Raw genomic sequence first — 17,339 nt, forward strand, 5'->3', positions numbered from 1 at the left:
TTGAACCGCATGACCGAGGTCACCCATCCGCAGCACCACATGCAGGCCGACCACGCAGCGCACGGTCATGGCGGCCACGCCGATCACGTCGCCCAATTCCGCAGGCTGTTCTGGACCATGCTGGCGTTGGCCGTCCCCACGGTCGTCTTCTCGGGCATGTTCGCGATGATCCTGGGCTACCAGGTGCCCGACTTCCCGGGTTCGCGTTGGGTGTCGCCGCTGCTCGGCACGGTGATGTACCTCTGGGGCGGCACGCCCTTCCTCACCGGTGCGATCAGTGAGATACGTTCCCGCACACCGGGAATGATGCTGCTGATCGGCCTGGCGATCACGGTCGCATTCGTCGCGTCGTGGGGTGCGAGCATCGGATTGCTGCCCCACAATCTCGACTTCTGGTGGGAGTTGGCGCTGCTGATCGTGATCATGCTGCTCGGCCACTGGATCGAGATGCGGTCGCTGGCGCAGACCACCTCAGCGCTGGACTCCTTGGCGGCGTTGCTGCCCGACGAGGCCGAGCGCATCACGGCCGACGGCACCCAGACCGTCGCACCGTCCGACCTCAGGGTCGACGACATTGTGATCGTACGACCGGGCGGCAGCGTGCCCGCCGACGGAGCGATCGTCGAGGGCGCCGCCGAGATGGACGAATCGATGGTGACGGGTGAATCCCGAACCGTGCGCCGCAGCGTTGGCGACGCCGTGGTCGCGGGCACCGTCGCGACCGACTCCGGGCTTCGGGTCAAGGTCACCGCCGTCGGTGACGACACCGCGCTGGCAGGCATCCAGCGGTTGGTGACGGAGGCGCAGAACTCCTCCTCGCGTGCGCAACGGTTGGCCGACAGGGCGGCGGCCTGGCTGTTCTGGTTCGCGCTGGGAGCCGCGATCGTGACCGCGGTCGTGTGGGGCTCGACCGGGCAACCCGCCGACGCCGTGATCCGGACCATCACCGTCTTGGTGATCGCCTGCCCCCACGCGCTCGGCCTGGCGATTCCGCTTGTGGTGTCGATCGCGACCGAACGTGCAGCCCGCGGCGGCGTGCTGATCAAGGATCGGCTGGCCTTGGAGAGCATGCGGACTGTCGGCGCGGTGCTGTTCGACAAGACCGGCACGCTGACCAAGGGCGAACCGACGGTCACGGGCGTACTCGCGGTGAGCCGGACCGAGGACGAGGTGCTGGCGCTGGCGGCGGCCACGGAGTCGGACTCCGAGCATCCGCTCGCGAAAGCCGTCGTGGCCGCGGCAGCGCGCCGCGGGCTGACGGTGCCGTCGTCATCGGGGTTCAGCTCCTCGCCTGCGGTCGGAGTGACGGCGCGGGTCGAGGGCATGACCGTGCGTGTCGGTGGGCCCCGGCTGCTCGAGGAGGTGGGCCGGGCCGAGTTGGCCGGTGCAGGGGCGTGGCGGCAGCAGGGCGCGATCGTCCTGCACGTGCTCTTGGAAGACAACGGGGCCGCAGAGGTTGTCGGCGCACTCGCGTTGGCCGACGAGGTGCGTGAGGAATCCCGCCAAGCCGTCGACGCCCTGCACCGGCTGGGCGTCCGCGTGGTGATGATCACAGGGGACGCCCACACCGTCGCGGAGTCGGTCGCGGGCCAGCTCGGCATCGACAGGGTTTTCGCAGGTGTGCGGCCCGAGGACAAGGCCGCCAAGGTGGCGCAGCTGCAAAACGAGGGCCTCAAGGTGGCGATGGTCGGCGACGGGGTCAACGACGCGCCCGCACTGGCCCAGGCAGACGTGGGGATCGCGATCGGCGCTGGCACCGATGTCGCGATCGCGTCGGCGGGGGTCATCTTGGCCAGCTCGGATCCCCGGTCGGTGCTGTCGGTGCTTGCGCTGTCGAAGGCGTCGTATCGGAAGATGAAGCAAAACCTTTGGTGGGCAGCGGGATACAACCTCATCTCGGTGCCGCTGGCAGCGGGTGTGCTTGCGCCGATCGGCTTCGTCATGCCGATGTCGGTGGGCGCGATCTTGATGTCGATCTCGACGGTGGTGGTGGCACTGAATGCTCAACTGCTGCGTCGCCTGGATCTGCGGCCGCAGGCCAGCGTGGCGGCCATTCTCTAAGAATCTGGCTAGGCTTTGTGCAAATCAACCAGACGCAGTTAATGCAGCGCACACAATCAGTCTTTCACTACAGCAAACATCGTCAATGGATGGACCAAAGACGTGATCGACCGCTCGCTTCGCCGGCTGCACCACAACGTCGCTGAAAGTCGAACAGCGGCAACGTTATTCGTTCGTTATCTGGGCCGAGATCGGCACCGCCGCGCCCGCGCGCAATCAGTATAGTTAGGTATGACTAAGTTGGCATGTCAGGCGGTGTTTGTCATATCGTTTCACCACTTGTGGCGAGTGGGATAGGGCCATCGTTCGATGCTGCACGCGGGCACCTCCATCGCAAGCCGGCTAAAGCCGTCGTTGACGGCTGCCTTGCAGCAGCTTCGTTAAGGCGTGTGAGTAAAGGACAGGTGGGAATGGCGCCCAGGACGCAAGGGCTGTACAACCCCGCGTTCGAGCACGACGCGTGTGGCGTGGCGATGGTGGCCGATATGCACGGTCGGCGCAGTCGCGACATCGTCGACAAGGCCATTACGGCCCTGGTCAACCTCGAGCATCGCGGTGCCCAGGGCGCTGAACCGCACACCGGTGACGGTGCAGGCATCCTGCTGCAGGTCCCCGACGACTTCTGTCGCGTCGTCGTCGACTTCGACCTGCCCGAGTACGGCAGCTATGCCACCGGCATCGCCTTCCTGCCGCAGTCGTCCAAGGACGCCGCCGCCGCGTGCGAGGCCGTGGAGAAGATCGCCGAGGCCGAGGGTCTCGAGGTGCTCGGCTGGCGCGACGTGCCGACCGACGAGTCGTCGCTGGGTGCGCTGGCCCGTGACGCGATGCCGACCTTCCGGCAAGTGTTCCTCGCGGGCGCCTCAGGCATGGACCTTGAGCGCCGCGCGTACGTCGTGCGCAAGCGGGCCGAGCACGAACTCGGCACCAAGGGACCGGGCCAGGATGGTCCCGGCCGCGAAACCGTGTATTTCCCAAGCCTTTCCGGTCAGACCTTCGTGTACAAGGGCATGCTGACCACACCGCAGCTCAAGGCGTTCTACCTTGACCTGCAGGACGATCGGCTGACCAGTGCGCTCGGCATCGTGCACTCGCGGTTCTCGACAAACACGTTCCCGTCCTGGCCGCTGGCCCACCCGTTCCGGCGCATCGCCCACAACGGCGAGATCAACACCGTCACCGGCAACGAGAACTGGATGCGCGCGCGTGAGGCGCTGATCAACACCGACCTGTTCGGTGGCAGAGACCTGGAGAAGGTGACTCCGATCTGCACCCCTGGCGCTTCGGACACCGCCCGGTTCGACGAGGTGCTCGAACTGCTGCATCTGGGCGGGCGCAGCCTGCCGCACGCGGTGCTGATGATGATCCCCGAGGCATGGGAGCGCAACGAGTCGATGGACCCGGCGCGGCGGGCGTTCTACGAGTATCACGCGTCGCTGATGGAACCGTGGGACGGCCCGGCGTCGATGACGTTCACCGACGGCACGGTGATCGGTGCGGTGCTCGACCGCAACGGCCTTCGCCCGTCCCGCATTTGGGTCACGGCGGACGGTTTGGTGGTGATGGCATCCGAGGCCGGCGTGCTCAACCTGGACCCGTCCACCGTGGTCAAGAAGATGCGCCTGCAGCCGGGCCGCATGTTCCTGGTCGACACGTCGAAGGGCCGCATCGTCTCCGACGAGGAGATCAAGGCCGAGCTGGCTGCCGAGCAGCCGTATCAGGACTGGCTCGACGCCGGCCTGTTCCGCATCGAGGATCTGCCGCCCGGCGACTACGTACGGATGCCGCACCACCGAGTTGTGTTGCGCCAGCAGATCTTCGGCTACACCTACGAGGAGCTCAACCTGTTGGTGGCGCCGATGGCGCGCACCGGTGCCGAGCCGATCGGCTCGATGGGCACCGACACCCCGATCGCGGTGTTGTCGGAGCGGCCGCGGATGCTCTACGACTACTTCCAGCAGTTGTTCGCCCAGGTGACCAACCCGCCGCTGGACGCCATCCGGGAAGAGGTGGTGACCAGCCTGCAGGGCACCGTCGGGCCGGAGGGTGATCTGCTGAACCCGGACGCCGAGTCCTGTCGCCAGATCGTGCTGCCGCAGCCGATCCTGCGTAACGCCGAGCTGTCCAAGTTGATGTGCGTGGACCCTGACCACGAGATCCGCGGCCACAAGCACGGCATGCGGGCGGCGGTGATCCGCTGCCTGTATCCGGTCAACCGCGGCGGGCAGGGTCTCAAGGAGGCGCTGGACAACGTCCGCGCGAAGGTGTCGGCGGCCATCCGCGACGGCGCACGCATCATCGTGCTGTCCGATCGCGAGTCCGACGAGTCGATGGCACCGATCCCGTCGCTGCTGAGTGTCGCGGCCGTGCACCACCACCTGGTCCGTGACCGCACCCGCACCAAGGTCGGCCTCGTCGTGGAGGCCGGTGACGCCCGCGAGGTGCACCACATGGCCTGCCTGGTCGGCTTCGGTGCGGCCGCGATCAACCCCTACATGGCGTTCGAGTCGATCGAGGACATGGTCGATCGCGGGGTGATCGCAGGCATCAGCAGCGATCAGGCCAAGGCGAACTACGTCAAGGCCGCGGGCAAGGGCGTATTGAAGGTGATGTCCAAGATGGGCATCTCGACGCTCGCCTCCTATACCGGCGCGCAGTTGTTCCAGGCGATCGGCATCAGCCAACCGGTGCTCGACGAGTACTTCACGGGGCTGACCTGTCCGGTCGGCGGCATCGACCTCGACGACATCGCCAACGATGTCTCGGCCCGCCACGCCCTGGCGTATGTGGACCGCCCCGAAGAATGGGCACATCGCGAACTCGAGGTCGGCGGAGAGTACCAATGGCGCCGCGAAGGCGAGTACCACCTGTTCAACCCGGACACGGTATTCAAGCTGCAGCACTCGACGCGCACCGGCCAGTACGACATCTTCAAGGAGTACACCAAGCTGGTCGACGACCAGAGCGAGCGGATGGCATCGCTGCGCGGCCTGCTGAAGTTCCGCGACGGTGTGCGCCCGGCGGTACCGCTGGACGAGGTGGAGCCGGCCAGTGAGATCGTCAAGCGGTTCTCCACCGGCGCGATGAGCTATGGCTCGATCTCGGCCGAAGCGCACGAGACGCTGGCGATCGCGATGAATCGCCTTGGCGGCCGGTCGAATTCGGGCGAGGGCGGTGAGGACGTCCGGCGCTTCGAGCAGGACGAGAACGGCGATTGGCGACGCAGCGCGATCAAGCAGGTCGCGTCGGCGCGGTTCGGCGTCACCAGCCACTACCTGACCAACTGCACCGATATCCAGATCAAGATGGCCCAGGGTGCGAAACCCGGTGAGGGTGGCCAGCTTCCGGGTAACAAGGTGTATCCATGGGTGGCTGAGGTACGGCACTCGACGCCTGGTGTCGGCCTGATCTCTCCGCCGCCGCACCACGACATCTATTCGATCGAGGATCTGGCACAGCTGATCCATGACCTGAAGAACGCGAACCCCCAGGCTCGCGTGCACGTGAAGCTGGTCAGCGAGAACGGTGTTGGCACCGTCGCTGCCGGTGTGTCGAAAGCGCACGCCGACGTGGTGCTGATCTCGGGTCACGACGGCGGCACGGGTGCGACGCCACTGACGTCGCAGAAGCATGCGGGCGCGCCGTGGGAGCTCGGTCTGGCCGAGACGCAGCAGACGTTGTTGCTCAACGGACTACGCGACCGCATCGTGGTCCAGGTCGACGGCCAGCTCAAGACGGGACGCGACGTGGTGATCGCCGCGCTGCTCGGTGCCGAGGAGTTCGGCTTCGCGACCGCGCCGCTGGTGGTCTCCGGGTGCATCATGATGCGGGTCTGCCACCTCGACACCTGCCCGGTCGGCGTCGCGACCCAAAATCCCGTGCTGCGCCAACGATTCACCGGCAAGCCGGAATTCGTGGAGAACTTCTTCATGTTCATCGCCGAAGAGGTGCGCGAGATGATGGCGCAGCTTGGCTTCCGCACCGTCAATGAGATGGTCGGCCAGGTCGGGGTGCTTGACACCACGCAGGCCGCCGAGCACTGGAAGGCCTACAAGCTGAACCTGACACCGGTGCTACACGAGCCGGAGTCCGCGTTCATGAACCAGGACCTGTATTGCAGCTCGCGTCAGGACCACGGTCTGGACAAGGCGCTGGATCAGCAGCTGATCGTGATGAGCCGGGAGGCTCTTGACTCCGGCACCCCGGTGAAATTCTCCACCACGATCGCGAACACCAACCGCACGGTGGGCACCATGCTGGGCCATGAGCTGACGAAAGCCTATGGCGGGCAAGGGCTTCCCGACGGCACCATCGACATTACGTTCGACGGCTCGGCGGGCAACAGCTTCGGCGCGTTCGTGCCCAAGGGCATCACGCTGCGGGTGTATGGCGACGCGAACGACTATGTCGGTAAGGGTCTTTCGGGTGGGCGCATCGTGGTACGGCCGTCAGACGACGCGCCAGCCGACTATGTGGCCGAGGAAAACATCATCGCGGGCAACGTGATCCTGTTCGGCGCCACCAGCGGCCAGATGTTCCTGCGCGGGGTGGTCGGCGAACGGTTCGCGGTTCGCAACTCCGGTGCGCATGCCGTCGTCGAAGGCGTCGGCGACCATGGCTGCGAATACATGACCGGCGGCAAGGTCGTCATCCTCGGACCCACCGGCCGCAACTTCGCGGCAGGCATGTCCGGCGGTGTGGCCTACGTGTACGACCCGAACAATGCGCTGGAACAGAACCTCAACGCCGAGATGGTCGACCTCGACGAGATGGACGCCGACGACATCCAATGGCTGCACGGCATGATCCAGGCACACGTCGATGCGACGGATTCAGCGGTGGGACAACGCGTCCTGTCGGATTGGGAGAACGAGCTGAAGAACTTCACCAAGGTGATGCCGCGCGATTTCAAGCGGGTGCTGGAAGCGATTGCCGAGGCCGAACATGACGGCGCGGACGTCGATCAGGCGATCATGGCGGCGGCCAATGCCTGATCCGAAGGGCTTCCTCAAGTTCACCAAACGTGAGACGCCGCAACGGCGGCCGGTCCCGCTGCGCCTGATGGACTGGAAAGAGGTCTACGAAGACTTCTCCCACCACGTGTTGCGCGAGCAGGCGAGCCGGTGCATGGATTGCGGTATTCCGTTCTGTCACAACGGCTGTCCGCTGGGCAACCTCATTCCCGAGTGGAACGATCTGGTGCGTAACGACCGCTGGCGCGACGCCATCGAGCGACTGCACGCCACCAACAACTTCCCCGAGTTCACCGGCCGGCTGTGCCCGGCACCGTGTGAGGGCTCGTGCGTGCTCGGCATCAACCAGGATCCGGTGACGATCAAGCAGGTCGAGGTCGAGATCATCGACAACGCCTTCGATCAAGGCTGGGTGGTGCCGCTGCCGCCGACCAGGACGACCGGCAAGACCGTCGCCGTCGTCGGTTCGGGCCCCGCCGGGCTGGCCGCCGCCCAGCAACTGACCCGCGCGGGCCACACCGTCACGGTGTTCGAGCGCGACGACCGGATCGGCGGCCTGCTGCGTTACGGCATCCCCGAGTTCAAGATGGAGAAGCGCCACATCGACCGGCGCCTTGCGCAGATGGAGGCCGAGGGCACGCAATTCCGTACCGGCGTGAACGTCGGCCGCGACATCTCCGCTGCGCAGGTGCGCGCCGAGTTCGACGCCGTGGTGTTGGCAGGCGGTGCGACCGCATGGCGCGATCTGCCGATACCAGGGCGCGACCTCGACGGCATCCACCAGGCGATGGAGTTCCTACCGTGGGCCAATCGGGTGCAGCAGGGTGATCCGGTGGTCGACGAGAACGGCCTGCCGCCGATCCACGCCAAGGACAAGAGGGTCATCATCATCGGCGGCGGAGACACCGGGGCGGATTGCCTTGGCACCGTGCACCGGCACGGCGCCGCCAGCGTGCACCAGTTCGAGATCATGCCCCGTCCGCCGGAGGAGCGAGCCGCGTCGACCCCGTGGCCGGTGTATCCGTTGATGTTCCGGGTGTCGTCGGCCCACGAGGAGGGCGGCGAGCGCGTCTACTCGGTCAACACCGAGGAGTTTCTCGGCAGCGACGGGCACGTCACGGGACTGCGCGGCCACGAGGTCGTGATGAAGGCGGGCAAGTTCGAGAAGGTCGAAGGCACCGACTTCGAGATGCAAGCCGATCTGGTGCTGCTCGCGATGGGCTTCGTCGGCCCCGAGCGTGACGGCCTGCTGACCGACCTGGGCGTCGAAATCAGCGAGCGGGGCAACGTTGCCCGCGATCCGAATTTCGCGACTTCGGTGCCGGGTGTGTTCGTGGCGGGAGACATGGGCCGCGGGCAGTCGCTGATCGTGTGGGCAATCGCCGAAGGCCGGGCGGCCGCGGCCGGTGTCGACCGTTACCTGATGGGCGAGACGCTGCTTCCTGCGCCGATCAAGCCCACCGCAGTACCGCAGCGCTAACCTGTGGGTTAGCCCGCAAGCGGCTGCGACACGCGGCCGAATCAGGGGCTTTCGCGTGCGGCCGGGAGACAGTAGTCCCGATGACTGGCCGCAGACCGATCACCTATGCGGGCACCGAGCTAACTCGGCGCCACTTTCTCGCGGGCCTGTCCGTCGCGACTCTCGCCGGCGTCGGCCTGGCACGGTGCACCGTCAACGCGCAACCGCGCGTCGCGCAGGCGGCCTCAGCGCCCGTACCATCGCCGCTGGTTCCGAACCGGTTCCCGCTGCCTGGCGGCGGGGAATTGAGCAGCATTCCCGGCGATGGCGACCTGTTGGCGTTGACCCTGGACGACGGTGTCAATTCCGATGTGGTGCGGGCTTATACGCAGTTCGCCAGGGACACCGGCGTGCGGTTGACGTACTTCGTCAATGGTAGGTATGCGTCGTGGACCGACAACAAGGACTTGCTGCGGCCGCTCGTCGAGGCCGGCCAGATTCAGCTCGGCAACCACACGTGGGCGCATCCAGACTTGGCGACTTTGCCGAAAGACCAAGTGGTGGACCAACTTCGACGCAACCACCAGTTCCTGGCCCGGGAGTACGGGGTCGACGCCAGGCCCTATTTCCGGCCGCCTTACGGCAGCCACAATCCGGTGGTCGATGCGATCGCCGCCGAACTGGGCTACACGGTGCCGACGATGTGGTCGGGGTCGTTGGAGGACCAGAACGTCATCGCTGAAACCGAGATCGTGAAGATGGCCAACAAGTACTTCCATCCGCAGGCGATCGTGATCGGCCACCTCAACCACCTGCCGGTCACCCATGTGTACGACCAATTGGTGGACGTGATCCGGTCGCGCCAACTGCGCACGGTCACGCTCGACGACGTGTTCGCCAAGCCCGAGACGCAGGCGTGAGGGCACACCGATTAGACCTCATAAGTCACACCAGTCACTCTAAAAACATCAGATTTTTGATCGGCGCGCCTAGTGGAGTTTGCCAGATGCTGGGTATCTAATGACTTGGTGAGGGTTTTGCGGTAACGTAAGCCCCCGGTCAGCTATTGCTATATCGCAGGAGTGAGTACCGTGTACCTCAATCCGATATCGAGGTCCCGGGTGACGCGAATCGCCTGGTCATGGCTTCGGCACCCTGTCAAGAGTCGCGAGTTTCCCGCCAAGGCGGAGCGTCTGATCACCGCCGACGAGCTACTTCGTTACAGCATCTAGAGAACCCGCGCCCGACTGGTTACCTGTACCGGGCGCCGAGTGACCTTTCATTTGCCTAATCGTTATATTTTCGTTACCGACTATTACCTTTGCTGGCAAGCAGCCCGGACTCCCTGATCGCCTCGGCGAGCGGCTCGAGCACCGTGGGCGTGTGCGGCGTCGGCAGATAAACAATCGCCAGATCCAGGCCTTCCTCACCGAGTGCGGCGGCCTCGTCGATGGCATGACCGAAGTCGATCGGGCTGTCGGGGGAGAGGTGGTTGTCGCTGAGCCGGATGTGCGATGACAGCATGATCTCTTTGGGATCGCGGCCGATATCCGCGCAGTGTGATGCGAGCACGTCACGCTTGCGCGCGAACTCCTCGGGTGAGCCGCCGACGAAGTTCCAGTGCTGGGCGTATTTCGCGGTGATGCGCAGCGTGCGCTTCTCACCGCTCCCGCCGATGCAGATCGGAGGATGCGGCTGCTGCGGGCCCTTGGGCTCGTTGCGGGCGTCCTTGAGTTGATAGAACTTGCCGTCGAAGGTGGTGGTGTCCTTGCTCAACAAGCTGGTGAGCACCTCGCATGCTTCCTCGAAGCGATCGAAGCGCTCCTTGATGCTGCCCAGCTCGATGCCGTAGGCGCCGGACTCTTCTTCATTCCAGCCCGCACCGATACCGAGGTCGAGCCTGCCGTTGGAGACGATATCGAGTGCTGCAGCCATGTTGGCGAGCACCGCAGGATGCCGGTAATGGATGCCGGTGACCAACACGCCGACGCGAAGGCGCTTGGTGGCCTGCGCCAGTGCGGTCAAGGTGGTCCAGCCCTCGAGGCAGGGCCCGGACGAGTCCGAGAAGATCGGATAGAAGTGGTCGAAGGTCCAACCCGACTCGAAGACGTCGATGTCGTCAGCGGCCTGCCAGACGGCGAGCATGTCCGACCAGGTGGTGTTTTGCGGGGATGTCTTGAAGGCGAATCTCACGTCTGTCCAAAGTAGTCCTGCAAGCTGATTAATTCCTGGCGCGTCATCGGTCAGTACACACATGATCGATCTGACCCCCGCATGTCAACGCACCGCCGACCTACTGACCCACATCACTGACGAGCAGCTGGACGGCGCCACCCCGTGCGACAAGCTGAGCCTGCGAGATCTCGTCGGGCATATCGGTGGGCTGACGCTGGCCTTCACGGCGGCCGCAAGGAAGGACTTCGGCCCGCTGACCGACACCCCGCCGGAGCCGGGCGCACCGCTTGACGACGACTGGCGTGCGGCGTACCCGCGAAGGCTCGCCGAACTGGCGCAGGCCTGGCAGGAACCGACGGCCTGGGAAGGCATGTCCCGCGCGGGAGGCATCGATTTCCCTGGTGAGGTTGGCGGCATGATCGCGTTGACCGAGGTCGTTGTCCACGGCTGGGATGTCGCGGTCGCCACCGGGCAGGACTACGACGTCGATCCCGCGACGCTGGCGGCGGTGCTGCCGCACGTGACCGCGATCGCCGCTGAGGGGCCGACCGAAGGCCTGTTCGGTCCTGCCGTTCCGGTGTCCCAGGATGTCTCGGACCTCGACCGCGCTATCGCATTGACCGGACGGCAACCGTCGCGCGACTAGTGCGGCTGGTGGGCAACGTGCTTACGTGGTTGACCGATGGCGGCCTCCAGCGAGTCGAGCAGGTGGTTCTCATGCCGAAGCGACTCGAACACACCGACGTTGGTCAGCAGGCTCATGTGTTCGGGCCGAACGCCCTTGATGATCACCGAGTTTCCGCGGGCCTCCAGCTCGGTCGCGATCTGCGCCAACGTGTGAATGGTCGCAACCGAGACGCCCAACGCTGCTACACCTACCGTCGCGGCGACCACAGCAGTCGAGCGATGTTCGCTGCGGTGGCGGCGATCAACTGCGGGGTCGCAATGGTGGCAGCGAGTCGAACGTCTTGAGTCGATCGCGTTGAGCGCCGAGCGTGTCGGCGAGGAAGGCCCTCGCGATGACCAAGAGTTCACCGATCTTCGGGTGAGCCAGTTCGTAGATCACGGCGTTGCCGATGCGCTGGGCACTGACCACCTGGTGACGTTTGAGGACGGCGAGGTGTTGCGACAGCAAGGTGGCTTCGATCTCGGTTTCGGCGAGTATCTCGCTGACCGCAGTGGGCCGGTCGGCGGCCGACAGAATTTCGAGGATGCGAATGCGCGCTGGGTGCGCGAGCGCCTTGAACAGGTTCGCCTTGATCTCGTATAGCGGCAGCTCGGGGCTTCCTGGGAAGCGGTGGGGCACGTGACGACCTAGCGGGTTGATGGATTGAACGAATTCTCAATTTAGATTAGGGCGCGGCGACCCTTTGCACAAATTGGATGCTCGCCAGGGCAGACTGGAGAAATGGATCCGGTACTTGCCCTGCGCCAGATCGCGTACTACAAGGACCGGGCGCGCGAGGATCCGCGTCGCGTCATGGCCTACCGCAATGCCGCCGATGTCGTCGAAGGGCTGTCTGACGCCGAGCGTGACCGCCACGGTGCCGCCAACAGCTGGCAGTCGTTGCCCAGCATCGGGCCAAAGACCGCCAAGGTCATCGCGCAGGCGTGGGCCGGCAGCGAGCCCGACGCGCTTGTCGAATTACGTTCGACAGCAAAGGATCTCGGTGGCGGCGACGTGCGCGCGGCTCTGAAGGGTGATCTCCATGTGCATTCCAATTGGTCGGACGGGTCGGCGCCGATCGAGGAAATGATGCTCGCCGCAAAGCAATTGGGCCACGAGTATTGCGCGTTGACAGACCACTCGCCGCGGCTCAGGGTCGCCAACGGCCTGTCGCCCGACCGGCTGCGTCAGCAACTCGACGTCATCGACGAGTTGCGCGATCGGCTGGCCCCCATGCGCATCCTGACCGGTATCGAGGTGGACATACTCGAGGATGGCTCGCTGGATCAGGAACCTGAGTTGCTCGAGCGACTCGACGTGGTGGTGGCCAGCGTGCACTCCAAACTGGCGATGGACGCGCCGTCGATGACACGACGAATGATCAAGGCGGTCACCAACCCTCACACCGATGTGCTCGGGCACTGCACTGGTCGACTGGTCACCGGCGGCCGCGGTACCCGGCCCGAATCGAAATTCGACGCCGAGAAGGTCTTCACCGCGTGCCGTGATCACGGCACTGCCGTGGAGATCAACTCCCGTCCGGAACGCCGTGATCCACCGACACGCTTGCTGAAGCTTGCGCTGGACATCGGGTGCGTGTTCTCCATCGATACCGATTCGCATGCGCCCGGGCAACTGGAGTTTCTCGGCTACGGCGCGCAGCGTGCGGTGGCGAACAGCGTCCCCGTCGAACGGATCGTCAACACCTGGTCGGCCGACAAACTGCTGGAGTGGACGACTTCCTGACCCGCTGGGATGAATTGCGGTAGACGGGGTACCCGCCTTCGGACCAGCTGGGTCGAAGGCGGCTTGAAGGAGGCAGTGTGAACCCCGAGCAACTGGCGCAACGCGCGGCAGAGGTGGCCACCGCGGGAGCCAAGGCCGCGGGCCGCGGCGTGCGCCGCGTTCGTGAGGTCGTTCAGCAGACCGCCGAGCGGGTCGGCCTACCTATGGCTGACCAACAGGACTCGGGCAATCCGTCCGAATCTCAGCCTGCGGCGGCGAAGAAGGCGGCCGTGACGAAGGCACCGGCCAAGAAGGCAGCCGTGGCGAAGGCACCGGCCAAGAAGGCACCCGCGAAGAAGGTGCCTGCCAAGAAGCCGGCGGCGAAGGTGCCCGCGACGAAGGCGCCAGCCAAGAAGGCGGCCGTGACGAAGGTGCCTGCCAAGAAGGCGGCCGTGACGAAGGTGCCTGCCAAGAAGGCGCCCGCGAAAAAGGCGCCCGCGAAGAAGGCGCCCGCGACGAAGGCGCCTGCCAAGAAGGCGCCCGCGAAAAAGGCGGCCGTGACGAAGGTGCCTGCCAAGAAGGCGGCGGCGACGAAGGTGCCTGTGAAGAAGGTGCCCGCGAAGAAAGCTGCTGCCAAGCGCGGTGGCTCCACATCGAGTCCGAAAAGCCAAACCAACAGGGCACGTAAGGCCCGCTGATCAGTCGGGTAGGTGCGGCATCTCCAGTCCGGGGTCGCGGCCAAGCAGGACGCCCCGCGTCAACGCCGCATTGCCGTAACGCTGCCGCACTTTGTCGACCGCGGCGTCGATCGCGACGGCGTCGGCGACCTCCTCGAACGGCAATTCCAGCTGTTGCGCGCCCTGCCGATCGATATTCGAGACGGCGAACCCGACCAACGTCAGGCCGCGCTCTGCGATAAGTGGTGCCGCAGAGGCCACCAGACCACGCGCAGCGTCGAGGACCGTCTCAGTCGAAGCGGTGGCCCTCGGCATCGTGTGCGATCGGGTGGCGCGACCGAAGTCGTCAAATCGCAACCGCAGCACCACAGTTCGACCGGTGCGCCCAGCCTTGCGCATCCGCCGAGTGATCCGATCGATGAGATTGACGACGACCGCGTCGACCTCCGCGGATGTCATGGTGTTACCCGCGCGGCCCAGCGCTCGTTGCGCCCCAACCGATCTGCGCCGAACGCCCGTGAGGACGCGACGCCGATCGATGTTGTGGGACAACGCGAACAACTGGCGGCCCATGGCGCCGCCGACCATCGACCCGAGTGTTGACTCGCTCAGTTCCGCGACGTCAGCGACGGTTTCGATGCCGTGCGCGCGCAATTTCTCTGCCGTCTTGGCGCCGACGCCCCAGAGTCGGCGCACCGGGAGCGGGTGCAGGAAGGCGAGTTCGCGGTCGGGCGGCACCAGTAGCAGACCGTCCGGCTTGGCTTCTTGACTGGCGACTTTGGCCAGGAATTTGGTCCGCGCGATACCGACCGTGATCGGCAACCCGACCCGGTCACGAACCTGCGCGCGCAGTCGGGCGGCAATTTCCACAGGCGTGCCCGAAACCCGCCACAGCCCGGACACGTCGAGGAACGCCTCATCGACTGACAGCGGTTCAACCATCGGCGTGGTGTCGTGGAACACCTCGAACACAGCAGCGCTTGCTTCCGAATAGGCCTTCATCCGGGGCGGCACGACGATGGCGTGCGGGCACAATGCGCGAGCCTGACGCCCGCCCATCGCGGTGCGTACGCCGTAGGCCTTCGCCTCGTAGCTGGCCGCAAGCACCACGCCGCCGCCGACAAGCACCGGCTTGCCACGCAGTGACGGATCATCCCGCTGCTCGACGGACGCGTAGAACGAGTCCAAGTCGGCATGCAGAATGGTCGGCGGCCGAGCCGCCGAGTAGAAGTCCGCAGCCGACACGAACGTATGTTCGCATAGAGGGCCGACAGGCTAAGGTGTGCGGCCGTAGACGCTGGTGATCCAGATGTGGGCGAGCGTATCGAGCGCAGCATCCTCGGCGATGGCAGGCGTCTGGCCTGTGTACGAGGCGACCATAGTGCGCTCGTTCATCAGATTCAGCGCCGCAGCAAGGTCTTGTGCCGGGACAGTCTCCGGCGCGGCACCGCGGGCGCGTTCGGCGGTGATGACCGTGGCGGTGCGATCGACCCAGTTCTGCATGAACCTCGACCACATCTCGCGGATCTCCGCATTTGTCCCGGTCGCCGCGACACCCGCCAGCACGACGGCCAGGCGAGCACGTAGTGGCTCAAAAAAGCCGTAGATGCCGTCCCGCCAAGCGGCTGTGGGATCGACGCTGTAGTCCGCCGTGTGACCGCCGAACGCGGCGTCGGCTTCGGCGAGCACCCGCTCGAACAGCGTCAGCAGCACAGCGTCCTTGGATGAGAAATAGAAGTAGAAGGTCGGCCGCGAGATGCCTGCGCCTTTTGCCAGATCATCGACGGAGATATCGGCGAAGGGTCGGTCCTTTAGCAACTGCTCGAGGGTGGACTGAATCGCCAGTTCGCGGTCGTCGCCGGACGGCCGGGTGGCCCGGCGGGCACGACCGGTTCGGGACTGGCTGGCAGTCGTCACAGCGCTTTACTTTACGCTACGTTGAATTTCTCGACACGCTGTTGACTCTCTCGACACGGTGTTGATAGCTTTACATCATGACCGAATTTGTCGACGTCGTCATCGTCGGAGCCGGCATCTCCGGCATCAGCGCCGCCTGGCATCTGCAGGACCGCTGTCCCGATAAGAGCTATCTGATCCTGGAGCGCCGCGAGAACCTCGGCGGCACGTGGGATCTGTTCAAGTATCCCGGCATCCGCTCGGACTCCGACATGTTCACCCTGGGTTTCCGCTTCAAGCCCTGGACGTCCGAGAAGGCCATCGCTGACGGGCCGTCGATCATGGCGTACCTGAAGGAGACGGTCGCCGAGTACGGCATCGACGAGCATATCCGCTACGGGCACAAGGTGGCGGGCGCGAACTGGTCCGACGCCGAGAACCGATGGACCCTGCACGTCGAGCGTGACGGCGAACAAGTCGAGATCAAGGCGTCGTTTTTGTCCGCGTGCAGCGGCTACTACAACTACGACCAGGGGTACTCCCCGGAGTTCGCCGGTTCCGAGGACTTCGGCGGGACGATCATTCACCCGCAGCACTGGCCAGAGGAGTTGGACTACACCGGTAAGAAGATCGTGGTGATCGGCAGTGGCGCCACCGCGGTGACTTTGGTTCCCGCCCTTGCCAATTCGGGCGCTCACCACGTGACGATGTTGCAGCGCTCACCCACGTACATCGGTGCGCTTCCAGACGTCGACCCGTTCACGGTGCGGATGAACAAGACGCTGCCTCCAAAGGCCGCGTACGTGGTGAACCGTTGGAAGTGCATCCTGGTCCGGTCGGCCCAATACCGGATCGCAAGGCGCTTCCCGAAATTCTTCCGCAAGCAATTGATGACGATGGCGGCCCGGCGACTGCCGAAGGACTACGACGTCGACAAGCACTTCGGTCCGCGCTACAACCCGTGGGACGAGCGACTGTGCTTGGCGCCCAACGGTGATCTATTCAAGACCATCCGCTCCGGCAAGGCCGACGTGGTCACCGACACGATCGACCGCTTCACCAAGCCCGGCATCAAGTTGGCCTCCGGTGAGGAGTTGCAGGCCGACATCATCGTCACCGCAACAGGTCTGAACCTGCAGCTGTTCGGCGGCGCCGCGATTTCGCGCAACGGTGTGCCGGTGGAACTGAACGACACCATGGCGTACAAGGGCATGATGCTGACGCACATGCCGAACATGGCCTTCACCATGGGCTACACAAATGCGTCGTGGACGCTCAAGGCCGACCTGGTGTCGGAGTTCGTCTGCCGCGTGCTGAACTACATGGACGCCAACGGCTTTGACACGGTCGAGCCGCAGCATCCCGGTAACTCGGTCGATGAGCGTCCACTGATGGACTTCACCCCGGGCTACGTGCTGCGTGCTCTGGACTACCTGCCGAAGGCGGGTCACGTCGCGCCATGGCGGCTCAAGCAGAATTATCTGCTCGATCTGCGCCTGATCCGGCGCGGCAACGTCGACGACGAGGCGCTCGCGTTCACCAAACACCGCGCACTCGAGGCGGTTTCCGCCTAGCAACCTTCTCGGCGAGCAGACACAAAACTGCCCATTTCTTGCGGCGGTTTCTAGCGCTCTATGCAACAGCGGTCGGTGTGGACGGGTTGGAGAGTAGTTCGTCGAGGGCTTCGGCGGGTGTTTTCCAGTCCAGTG

General features: G+C 65.0%; 12 protein-coding genes and 1 pseudogene. 8 read left to right on the top strand and 5 right to left on the bottom strand.

Annotation, left to right across the window (positions count from 1 at the left end; all coding sequences use genetic code 11):
• Positions 1-9: 9 nt before the first annotated feature.
• From ACGFK1_RS30585 to ACGFK1_RS30600, 4 genes are all read left to right on the top strand, one after another.
• On the top strand, positions 10-2,061 hold the full coding sequence (locus ACGFK1_RS30585) for a heavy metal translocating P-type ATPase (protein ID WP_393438744.1): 2,052 nt from the start codon (positions 10-12) through the stop codon (positions 2,059-2,061).
• Positions 2,062-2,471: 410 nt separating this feature from the next.
• Positions 2,472-7,052, top strand: coding sequence for a glutamate synthase large subunit (gltB, locus tag ACGFK1_RS30590; RefSeq protein WP_393438747.1), 4,581 nt, complete (start codon positions 2,472-2,474; stop codon positions 7,050-7,052).
• A complete protein-coding gene (locus ACGFK1_RS30595) occupies positions 7,045-8,511 on the top strand; it encodes a glutamate synthase subunit beta (RefSeq protein WP_393438750.1) in 1,467 nt (488 codons plus the stop codon). The genes gltB and ACGFK1_RS30595 overlap by 8 nt, the downstream gene beginning before the upstream one ends.
• A gap of 80 nt (positions 8,512-8,591) precedes the next feature.
• The gene (locus tag ACGFK1_RS30600) at positions 8,592-9,410 is read left to right on the top strand and encodes a polysaccharide deacetylase family protein (RefSeq protein WP_393438752.1); all 819 of its coding nucleotides are present in this window, start codon (positions 8,592-8,594) and stop codon (positions 9,408-9,410) included.
• Positions 9,411-9,795: 385 nt separating this feature from the next.
• Here the strand turns inward: ACGFK1_RS30600 and ACGFK1_RS30605 are convergent, their stop codons facing one another.
• Positions 9,796-10,683, bottom strand: coding sequence for an LLM class F420-dependent oxidoreductase (locus ACGFK1_RS30605; RefSeq protein WP_393438755.1), 888 nt, complete (start codon positions 10,681-10,683; stop codon positions 9,796-9,798).
• Between the two features lie 61 nt (positions 10,684-10,744).
• Here ACGFK1_RS30605 and ACGFK1_RS30610 point away from each other — a divergent pair, with 61 nt between their 5' ends.
• The gene (locus tag ACGFK1_RS30610) at positions 10,745-11,311 is read left to right on the top strand and encodes a TIGR03086 family metal-binding protein (protein ID WP_393438758.1); all 567 of its coding nucleotides are present in this window, start codon (positions 10,745-10,747) and stop codon (positions 11,309-11,311) included.
• On the opposite strand, the pseudogene ACGFK1_RS30615 reads toward ACGFK1_RS30610, so the two are convergent.
• Together ACGFK1_RS30615 and ACGFK1_RS30620 are read right to left on the bottom strand one after the other, a co-directional pair.
• Positions 11,308-11,580, bottom strand: a pseudogene (locus ACGFK1_RS30615) (sodium-independent anion transporter); the annotation flags it as partial. The gene ACGFK1_RS30610 and the pseudogene ACGFK1_RS30615 overlap by 4 nt on opposite strands.
• Positions 11,581-11,593: 13 nt before the next feature.
• Positions 11,594-11,971 (bottom strand): ArsR/SmtB family transcription factor, encoded by a 378-nt coding sequence (locus ACGFK1_RS30620; protein WP_393438761.1) that lies wholly within the window; start codon positions 11,969-11,971, stop codon positions 11,594-11,596.
• Positions 11,972-12,073: 102 nt separating this feature from the next.
• On the opposite strand from ACGFK1_RS30620, the gene ACGFK1_RS30625 reads away from it, so the two are divergent.
• Together ACGFK1_RS30625 and ACGFK1_RS30630 are read left to right on the top strand one after the other, a co-directional pair.
• Positions 12,074-13,078, top strand: coding sequence for a PHP domain-containing protein (locus ACGFK1_RS30625; protein ID WP_393438764.1), 1,005 nt, complete (start codon positions 12,074-12,076; stop codon positions 13,076-13,078).
• Between the two features lie 77 nt (positions 13,079-13,155).
• Positions 13,156-13,755, top strand: coding sequence for a histone H1-like repetitive region-containing protein (locus ACGFK1_RS30630; protein ID WP_393438766.1), 600 nt, complete (start codon positions 13,156-13,158; stop codon positions 13,753-13,755).
• On the opposite strand, the gene dinB is transcribed toward ACGFK1_RS30630, so the two are convergent.
• Both dinB and ACGFK1_RS30640 read right to left on the bottom strand, forming a co-directional pair.
• Positions 13,756-14,979, bottom strand: coding sequence for a DNA polymerase IV (gene dinB, locus ACGFK1_RS30635; RefSeq protein ID WP_393438769.1), 1,224 nt, complete (start codon positions 14,977-14,979; stop codon positions 13,756-13,758).
• Positions 14,980-15,009: 30 nt separating this feature from the next.
• Positions 15,010-15,651: a TetR/AcrR family transcriptional regulator gene (locus ACGFK1_RS30640; protein WP_393438771.1), complete on the bottom strand. Its 642-nt coding sequence runs from the start codon at positions 15,649-15,651 to the stop codon at positions 15,010-15,012.
• 77 nt (positions 15,652-15,728) lie between these two features.
• On the opposite strand from ACGFK1_RS30640, the gene ACGFK1_RS30645 reads away from it, so the two are divergent.
• Positions 15,729-17,204 carry a flavin-containing monooxygenase gene (locus ACGFK1_RS30645; protein ID WP_393438774.1) on the top strand — a complete coding sequence of 492 codons (1,476 nt, stop codon included), beginning with the start codon at positions 15,729-15,731 and terminating at the stop codon, positions 17,202-17,204.
• The last annotated feature ends 135 nt before the right edge of the window (positions 17,205-17,339 follow it).

It is taken from the genome of Mycobacterium sp. NPDC048908 (assembly GCF_043197955.1).
Classification (GTDB): Bacteria; Actinomycetota; Actinomycetes; order Mycobacteriales; family Mycobacteriaceae; genus Mycobacterium.

Excerpts from the sequence above, each read along its gene's own strand:
- ACGFK1_RS30585 (WP_393438744.1), top strand. The coding sequence starts at position 10 with ATGACCGAGGTCACCCATCCGCAGCACCACATGCAGGCCGACCACGCA.
- gltB (WP_393438747.1), top strand. The coding sequence starts at position 2,472 with ATGGCGCCCAGGACGCAAGGGCTGTACAACCCCGCGTTCGAGCACGAC.
- ACGFK1_RS30595 (WP_393438750.1), top strand. The coding sequence starts at position 7,045 with ATGCCTGATCCGAAGGGCTTCCTCAAGTTCACCAAACGTGAGACGCCG.
- ACGFK1_RS30600 (WP_393438752.1), top strand. The coding sequence starts at position 8,592 with ATGACTGGCCGCAGACCGATCACCTATGCGGGCACCGAGCTAACTCGG.
- ACGFK1_RS30610 (WP_393438758.1), top strand. The coding sequence starts at position 10,745 with ATGATCGATCTGACCCCCGCATGTCAACGCACCGCCGACCTACTGACC.
- ACGFK1_RS30625 (WP_393438764.1), top strand. The coding sequence starts at position 12,074 with ATGGATCCGGTACTTGCCCTGCGCCAGATCGCGTACTACAAGGACCGG.
- ACGFK1_RS30645 (WP_393438774.1), top strand. The coding sequence starts at position 15,729 with ATGACCGAATTTGTCGACGTCGTCATCGTCGGAGCCGGCATCTCCGGC.